At 69.7% G+C, this 13297-nt stretch carries 15 protein-coding genes; 8 read left to right on the forward strand and 7 right to left on the reverse strand.

What is annotated here, in order from left to right; genetic code table 11:
- Positions 1 to 3630 (forward strand): type I polyketide synthase (locus AXW62_RS19955; RefSeq protein WP_159060922.1); only part of this gene is annotated, 3630 nt, incomplete at its 5' end.
- A gap of 213 nt (positions 3631 to 3843) precedes the next feature.
- On the opposite strand, the gene AXW62_RS44870 is transcribed toward AXW62_RS19955, so the two are convergent.
- Together AXW62_RS44870 and AXW62_RS19960 are read right to left on the reverse strand one after the other, a co-directional pair.
- The gene (locus AXW62_RS44870) at positions 3844 to 4002 is read right to left on the reverse strand and encodes a hypothetical protein (RefSeq protein WP_174556406.1); all 159 of its coding nucleotides are present in this window, start codon (positions 4000 to 4002) and stop codon (positions 3844 to 3846) included.
- A gap of 69 nt (positions 4003 to 4071) precedes the next feature.
- Positions 4072 to 5112, reverse strand: a complete 1041-nt coding sequence (locus tag AXW62_RS19960; RefSeq protein ID WP_252368658.1) for an agmatine deiminase family protein — start codon at positions 5110 to 5112, stop codon at positions 4072 to 4074.
- Positions 5113 to 5354: 242 nt separating this feature from the next.
- Between AXW62_RS19960 and AXW62_RS19965 the strand changes: the two genes are divergently transcribed.
- Positions 5355 to 5927, forward strand: coding sequence for a TetR/AcrR family transcriptional regulator (locus tag AXW62_RS19965; RefSeq protein WP_060945729.1), 573 nt, complete (start codon positions 5355 to 5357; stop codon positions 5925 to 5927).
- On the opposite strand, the gene AXW62_RS19970 is transcribed toward AXW62_RS19965, so the two are convergent.
- Entirely contained in the window at positions 5905 to 6300 is a 396-nt protein-coding gene (locus tag AXW62_RS19970) for a hypothetical protein (RefSeq protein ID WP_143712357.1), read from the reverse strand. The genes AXW62_RS19965 and AXW62_RS19970 overlap by 23 nt on opposite strands.
- A 733-nt stretch (positions 6301 to 7033) precedes the next feature.
- Here AXW62_RS19970 and AXW62_RS19975 point away from each other — a divergent pair.
- From AXW62_RS19975 to AXW62_RS46690, 4 genes are all read left to right on the forward strand, one after another.
- Positions 7034 to 7744: a hypothetical protein gene (locus AXW62_RS19975; RefSeq protein ID WP_159060923.1), complete on the forward strand. Its 711-nt coding sequence runs from the start codon at positions 7034 to 7036 to the stop codon at positions 7742 to 7744.
- Positions 7745 to 7886: 142 nt separating this feature from the next.
- Positions 7887 to 8501: a DUF2975 domain-containing protein gene (locus AXW62_RS19980; RefSeq protein WP_060945732.1), complete on the forward strand. Its 615-nt coding sequence runs from the start codon at positions 7887 to 7889 to the stop codon at positions 8499 to 8501.
- Positions 8498 to 8749, forward strand: a complete 252-nt coding sequence (locus tag AXW62_RS19985; RefSeq protein WP_060945733.1) for a helix-turn-helix domain-containing protein — start codon at positions 8498 to 8500, stop codon at positions 8747 to 8749. Before AXW62_RS19980 ends, AXW62_RS19985 begins: the two co-directional genes overlap by 4 nt.
- Positions 8750 to 8815: 66 nt before the next feature.
- Positions 8816 to 8941 (forward strand): hypothetical protein, encoded by a 126-nt coding sequence (locus AXW62_RS46690; RefSeq protein ID WP_280142980.1) that lies wholly within the window; start codon positions 8816 to 8818, stop codon positions 8939 to 8941.
- An 875-nt stretch (positions 8942 to 9816) separates the two neighbouring features.
- On the opposite strand, the gene AXW62_RS19990 is transcribed toward AXW62_RS46690, so the two are convergent.
- Genes AXW62_RS19990 through AXW62_RS20000 form a run of 3 tightly spaced genes read right to left on the reverse strand, consistent with a single transcriptional unit; the run spans position 9817 to position 10708 of the window.
- The gene (locus AXW62_RS19990; RefSeq protein ID WP_060945734.1) at positions 9817 to 10032 is read right to left on the reverse strand and encodes a hypothetical protein; all 216 of its coding nucleotides are present in this window, start codon (positions 10030 to 10032) and stop codon (positions 9817 to 9819) included.
- Positions 10032 to 10352 (reverse strand): hypothetical protein, encoded by a 321-nt coding sequence (locus tag AXW62_RS19995; protein ID WP_060945735.1) that lies wholly within the window; start codon positions 10350 to 10352, stop codon positions 10032 to 10034. Before AXW62_RS19995 ends, AXW62_RS19990 begins: the two co-directional genes overlap by 1 nt.
- Positions 10349 to 10708, reverse strand: coding sequence for a hypothetical protein (locus AXW62_RS20000; protein ID WP_060945736.1), 360 nt, complete (start codon positions 10706 to 10708; stop codon positions 10349 to 10351). Before AXW62_RS20000 ends, AXW62_RS19995 begins: the two co-directional genes overlap by 4 nt.
- Before the next feature lie 366 nt (positions 10709 to 11074).
- Here AXW62_RS20000 and AXW62_RS20005 point away from each other — a divergent pair, with 366 nt between their 5' ends.
- Together AXW62_RS20005 and AXW62_RS20010 are read left to right on the forward strand one after the other, a co-directional pair.
- Positions 11075 to 11911: a helix-turn-helix domain-containing protein gene (locus AXW62_RS20005; RefSeq protein WP_060945737.1), complete on the forward strand. Its 837-nt coding sequence runs from the start codon at positions 11075 to 11077 to the stop codon at positions 11909 to 11911.
- A complete protein-coding gene (locus tag AXW62_RS20010) occupies positions 11908 to 12117 on the forward strand; it encodes a DUF397 domain-containing protein (RefSeq protein ID WP_060945738.1) in 210 nt (69 codons plus the stop codon). The genes AXW62_RS20005 and AXW62_RS20010 overlap by 4 nt, the downstream gene beginning before the upstream one ends.
- A gap of 531 nt (positions 12118 to 12648) precedes the next feature.
- Here AXW62_RS20010 and AXW62_RS20015 read toward each other — a convergent pair.
- Entirely contained in the window at positions 12649 to 13131 is a 483-nt protein-coding gene (locus AXW62_RS20015; RefSeq protein WP_060945739.1) for a hypothetical protein, read from the reverse strand.
- Positions 13132 to 13297: the final 166 nt, after the last annotated feature.

Here is a 13297-nt window from a genome sequence, read left to right on the forward strand (position 1 = left end):
GGGGTGGCCGTGGACTGGGAGGCGGTGTTCGAGGGTACGGGCGCCAAGCGCGTCGAGCTGCCCACGTACGCCTTCCAGCACCAGCGCTACTGGATCGAGGTCCCGGTCTCGGTGGGCGATGTCGCCTCCGCCGGGCTGGGCGCCGCCGGTCATCCGCTGCTGGGCGCCGCCGTCGAACTGCCGGACTCCGACGGCTTCCTGCTCACCGGGCGGCTCTCGCTCCAGACCCACCCCTGGCTGGCCGACCACGCCGTGTCCGGCACCGTGCTGCTGCCGGGGACGGCCTTCGTGGAGCTGGCGGTCCGCGCCGGTGACCAGGTCGGCTGTGCTCTGCTGGAGGAACTGACCCTCGAGGCGCCGCTGATCCTGCCCGACCGGGGCGGGATCCAGCTGCGGCTGACCGTCGGCGCCCCCGACGCCGGCGGCCGCCGGACGCTGGAGGTCTACTCCCGCCCGGAGCCGGACGCGGACCGGGGCGATGCCCCGGACCGGCCCTGGAGCCGTCACGCCAGTGGTGTCCTGGCCTCCGGGGAGGCCACGGACAGCGGAGCCGACCTGTCCGTATGGCCGCCCGCCGAGGCCGTCGCCCTGGACGTGGCCGACCTCTACGAGCGGTTCGCGGCCGGCGGCTTCGCCTACGGCCCGGCGTTCCAGGGGCTTGCCGCCGCCTGGCGGCGCGGTGATGAGGTCTTCGCCGAACTCCGGCTGCCGGACAAGCAGCACGCCGACGCAGCCCTCTTCGGGCTCCACCCGGCGCTGCTGGACTCCGCGCTGCACGGCGTGGCCCTCGGCGACTTCCTGGACGCCGAAGCCGACGGCGTACGGCTGCCGTTCTCCTGGACCGGCGTCACCCTCCACGCGGCGGGCGCCACGGCGCTGCGGGTACGCATCGCCCCGGCCGGGCCGGACGCGGTGGCCCTGACCGTCGCGGACCAGAACGGCGGCGCGGTCGCCTCGGTGGACTCCCTGGTGCTGCGGCGCATCGCTCCCGAGCAGCTGCGCGCGGCCCAGGTGACCTACCACGACTCGCTGTTCCGGGTGGAGTGGGCCCCGGTCCCGGCCCCCTCGGCGGACCCCGGGTCCCTCCGCTGGGCCCTGGTCGGCCCGGACGCCGCGAACGGCACGGACCCCTTCGGGCTCGTCGCCGCGCTGGAGACGGCCGGTGCGGAGTGCGCCGTCTTCCCCGACCTGGCCGAGCTGGCGGCCGTGGTGGCCTCCGGCCGGCCCCGGCCGGACGTCGTCCTCCTCCCGCACACCGGCCCCGCCGGGGGCGGCGATGTGGCGCGGGACGCGCGGCTGGCCACCCACGCCGCGCTGGAGAGCGCGCGGTCCTGGCTCGCGGAGGAGGGGTTCGCCGGGGCGCGGCTGGCGTTCGTCACCCGGGGCGCGGTCGCCACGGCCCCGGACGCCGAGGTGTCCGACCTGCCGCACGCGCCCGTATGGGGTCTGATCCGCACCGCCCAGACCGAGAACCCGGACCGCTTCCTGCTGCTCGACCTGGACGGCGCCGAGACGCCGGCCGAGGTGCTCACGGCGGCCGTGGCCGGGGGCGAGCCGCAGCTCGCCGTCCGCGCGGGCGCCCTGCACGCGCCCCGGCTGGCCCGGGTCGCCGCCGGGGAGCGGGACCAGGAACCCGCGGGGCTGCCGGAGTTCGACCCGGACGGCACGGTCCTGATCACCGGCGCCACCGGCGTCCTCGGCGGACAGCTCGCCCGCCACCTGGTGGCCGGGCACGGGGTGCGCCACCTGCTGCTGGTCAGCCGCCGCGGACAGCGCGCCCAGGGGATGTCCGAGCTGGTCACCGAGCTGACCGCGCTGGGCGCCCGGGTGAGCGTCGCGGCCTGCGACGTGGCCGACCGCGAGGCGGTGTCGCTCCTGCTGGCCGAGGTGGACGCGGAACATCCGCTCACGGCCGTCGTGCACACCGCCGGGGTGCTGGACGACGGGCTGCTGCCCGCGCTCACCCCCGAGCGGATCGACACGGTCTTCCGGCCGAAGGTGGCCGCGGCGCACCACCTGCACGAGCTGACCCGCGATCTGGGCCTGAAGGCGTTCGTGCTGTTCTCGTCCGCCGCCGGCACCTTCGGGGCGCCGGGGCAGGCCAACTACGCGGCGGCCAACACCTTCCTGGACGCCCTGGCCGCGCACCGCCGCTCCGCCGGACTGCCCGCGCTCTCGCTGGCCTGGGGCCTGTGGGAGCAGCGCAGTGCGATGACCGGCGACATGGCGGACGCGGACGTGGCCCGTATGGAGCGCTCCGGGATGGCGCCGCTGTCCTCGCGGGACGGTCTGGCGCTGTTCGACACCGCGTGCGCGGTCGGCGGTGAGGCGGTGCTGGTGCCGCTGCACCTGGACCCCGCGCCGCTGCGCGAGCAGGCCGCCGAGGGCGCGCTGCCCGCCGTCTTCCGCGGACTGGTCCGCACCCCGGCCCGGCGGCGCACCGTCTCCGCCGGGGCGGCCGGCGCGGACGGCCCCTCGCTGGCGCGGCGGCTGGCCGGGCTGGCCGAGGCGGAGCGGGAGACGGCCGTGCTGGACCTGGTCCGCGCCCAGGCCGCCGCGGTCCTCGGCTTCGCGGACGCGGAGTCGGTGGCGGCCACCCGCGGCTTCCTGGAGCAGGGCTTCGACTCGCTGACCGCCGTCGAACTGCGCAACCGGCTGGTGGCCGCGAGCGGGCTGCGGCTGCCCCCGACGCTGCTGTTCGACCATCCGACGCCGGAGCTGGTCGCCCGGCAGCTGCTGACCGGGCTGGCCGGCGCGGTGGCCGCCGAGGGCGGTGCGGTGTCGGACGCGGTGCGGGACGAGGCGGCCGCCGCGGAGCCGTCGGCCGTGTTCGGCGCGATGATGCGGGAGGCCGGACAGCTGGGCCGACAGGAGGAGTTCACCCGGCTGCTGATGGACCTCTCGCGGTTCCGGCCCTCGTTCGCACGCGCCGCCGAGCTGGACAGGCCACTCGCGCCGGTGCGGCTGTCGCGCGGGGAGAACGGACCGGCGCTGGTGTGCTTCTCGTCGATCCTGTCGATCGGCGGCCCGCACCAGTACGCCCGGTTCGCCGCCGGATTCCGCGGCCACCGGGACGTCCTCGCGCTGGGCAACCCCGGTTTCGTCGCCGGGGAGCGGCTCCCGGCCAGCCCGGAGGCGGTGATCGAGGCGCAGGCCGAGGCGGTGCTGCGGCAGACCGACGGGGCGCCGTTCGTGCTGCTGGGCCACTCCTCGGGCGGACTGCTCGCGCATGAGGTGGCCGCACGGCTGGAGAGCACCGGGGTCTTCCCGGAGGCGGTCGTCCTGCTCGACATCTACTCGCACGACCAGGACGCGGCCGTGGCCCTCCAGCCCGGTCTGAGCGCCGGGATGGCGGAGCGGAGCGCGGGCCAGGTGCCGGTGGACGACACCCGGCTGCTGGCCATGGGCGCGTACTTCCGGCTGTTCGGCGGATGGCGGCCCAAGGAGGTCAAGACGCCGACCCTGCTGGTCCGGGCCGGGGAGCGGCTCTTCGACTGGTCCCGCGACGGCGACTGGCGCTCGTACTGGCAGCTGCCGCACACCGCGCTGGACGTGCCGGGGAACCACTTCACGATGATGGAGGAGCACGCCGGGACGACGGCACGGGCGGTGGCGGACTGGCTGTCCTGACGGACGGACGGGCACGAGCCCGAGCCCAGCCCGAGGGAACTGCCGGCGCATGGCGGGACCCACGTGACGACGGCCTGTACCACCCCCGGTGGGGTGGTACAGGCCGTTGCGCGGGCGGTGCCGACGTGAACGTCCAGCCCCCTCCTGGACGCGCTCGGCTTCCAGGAGGAAGCCGCCCGGGCCCTGGCAGGCGACCTCCGCACCCAGATCGAATTACTCCAGGCTCGACTGCGGGAGGCAGAGCCCCACCTCGAACACCTCGCAATCACCCGGAAGACCGTCACCGCTCTCGCCGACCGGCTCCCGGCCGTTCCGCCGCATCTGCCCGAGCACCCGGACCATCCGCGCCGAGGCCGACACCGGCAGCTTCACCAGGAGGCAGTAGCCGACCCAGCACCACGGTCTGCGGCCTTGCCTCAACCTCGCTGGGAATCGCACACCTCAAGAACTGCTGCTCTCTGCGGCCTTGGGCTGCTGTTGGGTGACGCAGTGGATGCCACCGCCGCCTTCGGCGACGGTGTGGATCTCCAGCTGGACGACCTCGCGGTCGGGGTAGAGGTCGCCGATGACGGCGGCGGCCTGCTGGTCGGCTTTGCGGTCGCCGAACCGGGGGATGAGGATGGCGTCGTTGGCGATGTAGTAGTTGGCGTAGGAGCCGAGGAAGTCCTTCCCGCGGCGGCCGAGCCGGGCCGGGTCGGGTTCGGGGAGGTCGATGATCTCGAACCTTCTTCCACGGGCGTCGGTCGTGTTCTCCAGGACACCGCGTGCCTGGTCGTAGGCGCGAGTCCACACGTCGGGTCCGTCGCCGTCCCAGGCGCGGCTGAGCAGGACGACACCGTCCTCTGCGAAGCGGACCAGCGCATCGACGTGGTAGTCGGTGATGTCCCGGCCCTTGACGCCCTTGAACCAGATCACCTTGTCGGCGCCGACCAGGTTCTTGAGGGAGTTCTCGATCTCGTCGCGGCTCAGGTCGGGGTTGCGGTTGGGGTTCACCAGGGAGCTCTCGGTGACCAGGAGAGTGCCGTGGCCGTCCACCTCTACTGAGCCGCCCTCTCCCACCAGGGGCGCGTCGATGCGGGGGACGCCGGCGTACTTCAGGACGGCGCGGGCGACCTTCGCGTCGTGCTCGTGTTCCTGCTTGCCGCCCCAGCCGTTGAAGTGCAGGTCGATGCCCTCGATGCCTTTCGGGCCCTGGACGAAGGTCGGGCCGGTGTCGCGCATCCACAGGTCGTCGGTGGGCACCGTGATCACCTCGACTCCGGAGCCGCAGGCCCGGCGGGCGGCCTTGACCTCCTCCGGGGCAGCCAGCATGACTACAGGCTCGAACTCGGCCAGCGCCCGGGCGATGCCCGCGATGTCGCGCTGGACGTCGTCCGCCATGTCCTCCCAGACCGAGTCCAGCGACGGCCAGGACATGAACGTGCGGACATGCTCGCGGGTCTCCGCCGGCATGAACAGCTCGGCCTGATTCCGAACGGGCACCGCGCTCTCCTCTGCCCCGGCCGATGGTCGGCCCGGCTTCTTCTCCTGGTCTTGGGCGCAGGCTGTCAGCCCTGCGGCGGCCAGCGCGGCAGCCACACCGCCCCTCAGCACGCCTCGGCGGTTCGGTCTCCTCATGACACGGCTCCCGTCCTGGACGGAACACATCCTGACTGAAATTTCAGTCAGGCGAGACGGTAGCATTGCCTCCGTCACCGCCTGGAACCTTTCGACGGAGCCGAACCGTGTCCGCTCGCCGCACCGCCATCCTGGAAGCCGCCGCCCGTGTCATCGCGCAGCGCGGCATCAGGGGCCTGCGAGTCGAGGAGCTCGCCGAGGAGGCCGGCGTGTCGACCTCGCTGATCTACTACCACTTCCGCGACCGGGCCGGTCTCCTCGCCCGCACCCTCGACTTCATCAACACTCGAGCCGAGCACTACACCCAGCCCACCACCGACCCCGACACCGACCCCCGCGCCCATCTGGAAGAGATGCTGCTCCTCGAACTCCAGGACACCCCCGCCGTCGTCGAGAACAGCACCGCCTGGGGCGAACTGCGCTCCACCGCCGTCTTCCAGCCCGAACTGCGCGACCAGCTCCGCACCACCACCAACAGCTGGAACGACTACACCAGCAACCTCATCCACCGCGCCCAGCAGACCGGCCGTGCCACTCCCGACACCTCACCGGACGACGCCGCCGACCGGCTCACCGCCCTCGTTGAAGGACTCAGCAAACGCTGGCTCAGTGGCACCCTCACCCTCGAACGCGCCCGCTGCCTCCTTCGCGGCGCCATCACCGCGGAACTCGGCCCCTGACCCGGCCAACACGGCCCTGGAAGAGCCGTGAGGCGGGGGCCAGGAGGGCTCCGGCGGCCACCATGCCGGCGAGCAGCGGCACCGGCAGATGGGCGCCCGGCGTGTACTCCAGGTTGTCGAGGTTGGATCCGGCTCCGAGCAACCAGAGCAGACCGCCGACCATGATCAACAGGTAGTTGTCTCTCTCACCGAGAACGCGCATGCCCGCCCAGAGCAGCAGCGGCATGACGAGTAACACCCCCAGAATCAAGGTGAGCAGGTGGATTTCAGCGCTTGCCCATGAGCCGCCGTCGGGGTCTCTGGCCTTCTGGTCCCGTGCGATGGCGTAACCGGCGCTGAGGATGAGGTGGCATACGAGCACCGCCACAGACATGACTGCCGCCCCCTTGAGGGGCTGTACCGCTTGGGACATGTTCACTCCACGTTTTCCGGAGGCCGTGGGGTTCTGCGTATCGATGCGCAGAACCCCACGGCCTTCAGCCGATGAGGTGTTACGCGCTCTTGAGTTTCTTCTCAAGGGCGCCGGCGTACAGACGCGTCCTCGCGGACTTGAGGTGGAACGACTGCGCGGACACGTCCAGTGGGTCACTGTCCGCCTGTGCCCGGCCTAAACAGCCTCCTGCTCGCCCGTCGCCGACAGGGTCGAGGCCCGAACCCGAAAGAACCCAATCCGCAAGTACGGCAAGAACTCTTAGGCACTCCAGCCGCAACACCGTTGGCTTAGCGCTTTGACCTGGCCTTCAAGCCGTCTTCCATCACCGTGACCCGGGATGATCAACGGTGGCCGCAGACGGTCCCGCGCCGGGTTCCATCGGCAATATCACATGCGCGGCTGGAGTGGGAGTCCATTTAAAAGTCAACTACGCCCGGGTCGTACGACCGACCAAGGCTCAGAGGAACCTCAAAGAAGTGGGGATTTGTTGACGCCGTGTAGGCGTCTCGTGCATTGTTTGTGGCGCAGGGCTCGCGAGGGGAACAAAAGCGGACCTGCGAAACAGGGGGGTGGGGGTTGCTGAACGCATGTCAGCAGCAGCATTCAAACACCCTTTCCGGCTGCTCCATTTCGCACGCCGAAATCAGACCAACGAAAAGGGAGACTTACAGTCATGCGTTCCGCAACTCGAAGAGGTGTCGTCGCTTCTCTGGGCCTGACGCTGTTGGGCGTGACCCTGGCTGCCGCGCCCGGCACGGCCGCCGCCGAGTCGATCCCCGCACCTGAGGCGTCCTCGCCGGCCGCCTACGTCGCCTACCTGACCGAGAAGGCGGCCGTTGGGGACACCAGGGCCCAGGAAGTGGCGAACCAGTTCAAGGAACTCCCGGCCGAGAAGCAGAATCGCTTCCTTGAGCTGATCAACGACCCGGCCCCCACCCAGGCCTTAGTCGAGGAGGCTGACAAGGCGCCCGAGGAGACCACCGCACGGAGCACACTCGCCGACGGGGATGTCGTGATCGAGCGCGTGGGCGAGACTGGCGAGCAGCCCGAAACTGCCTCCTACAGGGACATGTGGGCGTCATACACGGTTTACGACACCATCTTCGGCATCAAGGTCACCAAGGTCAGTGTACGCACGAACTACCAGGTCAAGGGGAAAGACACCACCAAGGTGTACCCGGGTAGCGCGACGCACTACAACTACATACCGGCAGCCTCGTTCTCGAACAGCCCCGTCAAGGAGTGGATCTCCTCCCCCCCGGCCGACAACGCCCAGTCCGAAACCATCTGGAAGGCCACGTGGACGGGCGGGATCGGTTCTTGGACGGCTCGCGAGCGGGTCTGGGGTGACTACCGCGGCTTCGTGGGCGGCTACCTGAAGTAGTAATCACATAGCTCCTCGCTCTCGGGGTGCTGAGGGTGCATCACAGCACCCTCAGCGCCCCGCTGGCATCGAAGGGGTTCCATCGACTAGGTACCCTGTGTATCGTTTCTCGATAACATCGAAAAACGATACGGGAGATGCAGTGGAACAGGACCCAAAGCTCCTTGAGCCCATCGCGACGGTGGCATCGGTGGCCCTGCGCCTGATCATGGGGCTGCTGCTCGCCTGGTTCCTACTCGCCATCGTCCGCGGGGAGTGGGGAGGTGGCAGCGTATGCGTCACCGACTGGACGGCCAACAGCTCGTCCTCGCCGAGGGCCTTCGTTCCCGAACCCGGTGTCAGCGTCGACTCTGTTCCGCGCTACTGCGCACAGGAAGCCACTACCGGGCAGAGCATCCTCGCCCACCTCGGCTCCCTGGCCTCGCTGGTCGCATGGATTGGTGGACTGTTTCTCCTCAACCGGCTCCTGGGCGGTGCTGCTCGCACCGGAGTCCACACTCCTGAGGCAGCTTCCAGGCTGCGTCTCCTGGGGTGGTGGCTTGTGGCGGGAAGTGTGATGACGCAGACCGTCGTCGCCTTTGCTCAAACCGCACTACTGGGCACCCTCTCGCGCAGCGCGGACCTCAGTGCCGGCGCATGGATTCAAGCCTGGAACCCGCCTTATCTGGCCATCTTGACAGGGCTCGGCCTGTTGGCGTTCGCCCGTATCACTCGCGTCGGATCGAAAATGCGAGACGACCTTGAGGGGCTCGTATGACGGCCGAGGAAGGCGAGGGGCACGCGGTTGTCGTCCACCTGGACCGGCTTCTGCAAGAGCGCGGTATGACGTTGGCTTCCCTCGCGGACAAAGTAGGCGTCACGAACGTCAACCTGTCGGTGCTGAAGAACGGCCGAGCCAAAGCCATCCGATTCAGCACCCTGACCCATATCTGCGATGTACTGGGATGCCAGCCCGGAGACCTTCTCAGCGTTCGAAGGAAGGAAGACAGCGCAGCCGAGAGTTAAGCACATCAAGTATCCCATTCACCGAACCATCGAACGATCCCGCGAATTTTCTTCAAGGAGAAATTCATGTACGGCACCATGGGCAGTGGCTCAAAAATCGCCCTCACTGTGGTACTTGTTCTGCTCGCCGCCGCAGTTTTAGGCGGCATTGTGTGGCTGAAGAATCGGAATCGCTCTGCCGAAGACGACTGACGCTTCAGTTGCAGATCAGCGTGAGGGCTGCAGTTCGGCGGCCTTGCGGTCCGGGTGACTTCCTGGCATACGCCCGGAGCTGCTGGACGTGCCGTCGGAGATCACGCATCAGGAGCGGGCCTATAGATCTTGCTCTGCCGATCAAGCGAGTCGGGCCGCGGCACGCGCAGCATGCTCGGCGGGCACCGGATCGAGTCATCAGGCCCGCCTCGGCCCGGCTGAGTCCATGCTGACACACCGCTCGGAGGTGCGTTGACGGAGGGCGTCCGGCAGATGGCGTGAGCTGGCTGCCGGGATGAGGAACAGCCCGACCATGCCCAGGCGGTGACCACTGTGCTCAGCAGGCCGACCGACACCGACGAATCGTCCACCGACGCTACGAACGCAGAAAACCGACGTCACCGCGGTGATGCCAGTGCCGCGAGGGTCCGCTGCTTCCGCAGCGGGGATTCGGAGCGCGCCACCACGCTCACCCACTAGCTAGGTCCAGCCGGCCGCGACGTAGAAACAGCACGGCGCTGGGCGGTAGCAGCACGACCGGCGCCCAACGCACGGTGTCCCCCTCTGGCAGCCGCTGCCCAGCCCGGTAGCCGACTTGCACCAGCCACCCCAGGTGCACCGGCACGCGACCACGATCAGCACCCACATCGCGATCCGCAGCTTGTGCAACGTGCCCCGCACGCCCATCGGCTGAGCCCCCTCGCACCTCGTCCGGCCACAGGGAACTCAGCGGCCCGGCGGCAGCGTCGACCAGGGCCCGCGTCACCCGCAAGGGTGCAGATCAGCCACCTCTGTGTACGGGCGCAGCCAGCTGGGGCTTGAACACGACAACGGCCCGCGCCACCCCGCAGGGGTCGTACAGGCCGTCGTCGTGTTCAGAGGAGTTTGAATCGGTCGGGGTTGTTGTGGTCGCGATGGCGGGGGCACTGGCACGGTGGCCACGCTTGCCCCAGTGAGTAGGCGTCGCTCTTCTTCCCTTCGAGAACGGTCACGATCGCGCGCCGGGCGGTGACGGTGCCGTTATGCGTCATGGTGTAGACGCGCATCGTCATCTTCGGCCGTTCGTCCCGGTCAGGCTGGTTGTCGGCCATCAGCGGCCCTCCTCTCCCGGTACCGGGGCGAGGAGTTGCAGCAGGCTGCGCAGGCTCCGCTTCACCGCGCCGAGGTGGTAGGCCAGTTCTTCGGGCGTGGCGTCGGACAGGTCGAGGGTTTCGGCTCCCGTGAGGGTCTGTCCGGCGACGATCACGACGGCCTGTTCAAGGCCGTCGCGGGTGGGCTTTCCGGCCACGACGCACGCGGGACACAGACCCGAACGTGGCTTGGTGGGATCGTGGAGCCCGAAGTCGCCGGGGGCGGCGCACAGAGCGCACCCGGGAGAGACGACGGGCGTGGTCTGGCCATCGGCGGTCACCGGATCACCACCATCCCGTGCGGCGCGCACAGCAACTCCACCCGTGGACGGCTCTTGTGCCGCTGGTCGTGTGCGACGGGGCAGGGCCGGACCATGCCCGGCCCGTGGCCGTCCGACGGACCGGAGACCGCCCCGAACTGAAGGGTGGGGGTGTTCCCGTGCGCCGCCGACGTGGCCCCGGCGGGCGCGTCGGACACCGGCACCGGGCGCAGCGTCGGTGCCTCCCGGTGTCGCACGACGGGGCGGGCGTCGGCAGCATTGGCGGCATCGGCAGCACGGGCGCCACGGTGACGGCCGGACGACGGCGACAGCAGCCGCAGCAGCGCTTCGAAGATCCACGCGATAGCGTGGGCCATACTCATCAACCTCCCAGCGGTTGAGGGTCATGCCCCCGGGCCGGTCGGACGGTCGCGGGGGTCTTGTGCGTGGCCTGGTTCCGTGGGGTCACGCTCGGTCGACGTCTGTGGGGCAGTCGGCCGCGACCGAGTCGATGTGGTCCGTCGTCCTGATGAGGTGACGGGGCGGCAGGTTCAGACGGCATGGGTCCGGCAGTCGGCGTGGGTCACGGGCTCAAGCTCTGGCATGCCCTGGTGGGTTCGTGGCCTCACTGGCCACCGGTCGTTCCTCTCTGTAGTGCGGTGACTACCAAGGAGGTTCAGCGTGACCCTCGGCGGGGGATCATTCAACTCGTCAGGCGGGGACAGAAGGATGGTGAAGGCCAGGTGAACCGCAAGGAGTTGCACCCGGACAGCAGTCCGCTGGCTGCCTTCGGGGCACGCCTGCGCAGCTTGCGTGAAGGCCGTGGCTGGACACAGGAAGACCTGGCGGAGCGGACGGAATATTCCAGTGTGCATATTTCGGCCATCGAAACTGCTCGTAAGCCTCCGACTCTTCGGTTCGTGCGCAGTACGGACCGCGCCTTCGGGACCGAGGGGACGGCGGACTCGTTCGAGCGCCAGTGGCGCGAGATCCGCCACGGCAGCTTGCTGGAGGGCTTCCCCGAGTACGTGGGGCACGAGGGCCGGGCAGCGGAGATCCGGCTGTACGAAGTGGGCGTCATGCCCGGGCTGCTCCAGACACCGGAGTACGCGACGGCCCTGGCGGAGAGCGCCGTCAAACGAGGGGCGATCACCGCCGAGCAGGCGTGGGAGCGGGTGGCACTCGTCGCGGAGCGGCAAGCCGCGCTCGTCCGGACGCGCCCGCCGCTGGTCTTCGTGGTGCTGGACGAAAGCTGTCTCCGCCGTCCCATCGGCGAACCGGCCGTCATGGATGCACAGTTGGCACGGCTGACCGAGTTCGCCGAGCTGCCGAACACCGTGCTCCAGGTCGCCCCGTTCACCATGGGGGCTCGCCGCCCGTTCAATCTGCCGGTCACCATCCTCACGATGGCGGACCGCTCGCTGATGTCGTACGCCGAATCCGCCCAGCGGGGCCACCTCGAACGGGACGGCAAATTCGTTCTGCCCGTGTTGACGGCCTACCATCAACTACAGGCCGAAGCCTGCTCGCAGGCGGAATCTGTGACCATGGTCAACCAGTTGCGAAAGGGCACCCCGTGACGACCGAGTCCCCGCGTTGGTTCAAGTCCTCGTACAGCGACAACGGCGGCCAGTGCGTAGAGGTCGCCGCCAACCTCGTCGCCTCGCGCGGCGTGGTCCCCGTCCGTGACAGCAAGGACCCGCACGGCCCGGCGCTCCTGTTCGAGCCGACCGCCTGGTCGTCGTTCGTCTCCGCCGTCAGGCGCGGGGAGTTCCCCGCCACCTGACCCAGCCGACAACCAGCCACCGAAGCGATCGGCCCCCTAACCGGGGGCCGTCGTCGTGTCGGCACACTGCTGCTCAGCCTGTGCGGGCGGAGGCGGATCTCGTGGAGCGCACGGCCCAGTCAGGGCCTCGGCAGGAGGAGGCCGGGCATCTGAGGGTGGCGCACGTGCTGGCCGCCGTCGGAGACGTGCAGTCGAAGCGCCTCCGGCCCCGGTCCCCGTCTGTGGGATTCGGCCCCTCGCTCGCGTCCGAGTCGCGCAGCCCGGCTAAGGATAGGACTCCTTGACGGTACGGCGTCCCACCGACAGCCGAGGCGACGAAGGCCGTGCCCGTGTGCCACCGGGGCAGCACACGGGCGGGATGAAAGAGGCACTACTGCGACGGCGACCCGCTGCCCGAACACGTGCCCTGAGACTGATCGCCATTCGTCTGGTGCATGGGGGTGGGATCACCCGTCTGGGCGCTGGTGCTCACGCCGCAGACCGGGCAGTTCCCCTTGAGTAACGCAGGATCGAACCGCTCACCGTTCATGATCAGACCTCCGCAGGTAGGTCGTACTGAGTTCCTGGATTCTGCCCAGGACGCAGAGCGTGAACGAACACACAGTGAATTTTGCCGCCGCTGTGGAAGTCCACGCCCACGCCCGGATTCAGGGCGGGGTCCGCGCGGTCCGAGTAGCCATACGCGCCGGCCACCTCCGCGCTCCCCGCGTTGTTCAGTAGGGCAGCCAGGTGCCGCTCCGCCTGAGTGACGCTCACCTTGCCGTTGGCGCTCACCAGTTCAGGGACCGGCACCGCGGCCGGGGGCTCTCCCTCGACAGGCTGCTCCGGCTGGCTGTAGTCCTCGCCGGGGGGCGCTACGGCAGTGATGCCCATCCAGATCTCGGCGCCCGTGCGAAATCGGGTCTTCAAGCCGTAGGGCCGGTGGCGGCCGTCCTGCCACGGCTCGACCTCCGCCACCTCTGTGCCCTGGCGGAGCGCGTCGACGGCCCAGTCCTGGAATCGCTGCGGTCGCATTGTGGTCCTCTCTCGCGGTCTGGGCTCAGCCTATGGCGCGCTCGGGTGGCGCTGTGGGCGCTCCGCCCCGGCCGGTCCGTCCTCACTGATTGCGGGCGGCCGGGGCGGAGTTCCTGCCCTGCGGCCGGTGGCCGTGCCTGGCTGTGTCGACCGGCAGGGTGTCGGT

The sequence above is a fragment of the Streptomyces hygroscopicus subsp. hygroscopicus genome, assembly GCF_001553455.1.
Lineage (GTDB): Bacteria > Actinomycetota > Actinomycetes > Streptomycetales > Streptomycetaceae > Streptomyces > Streptomyces hygroscopicus.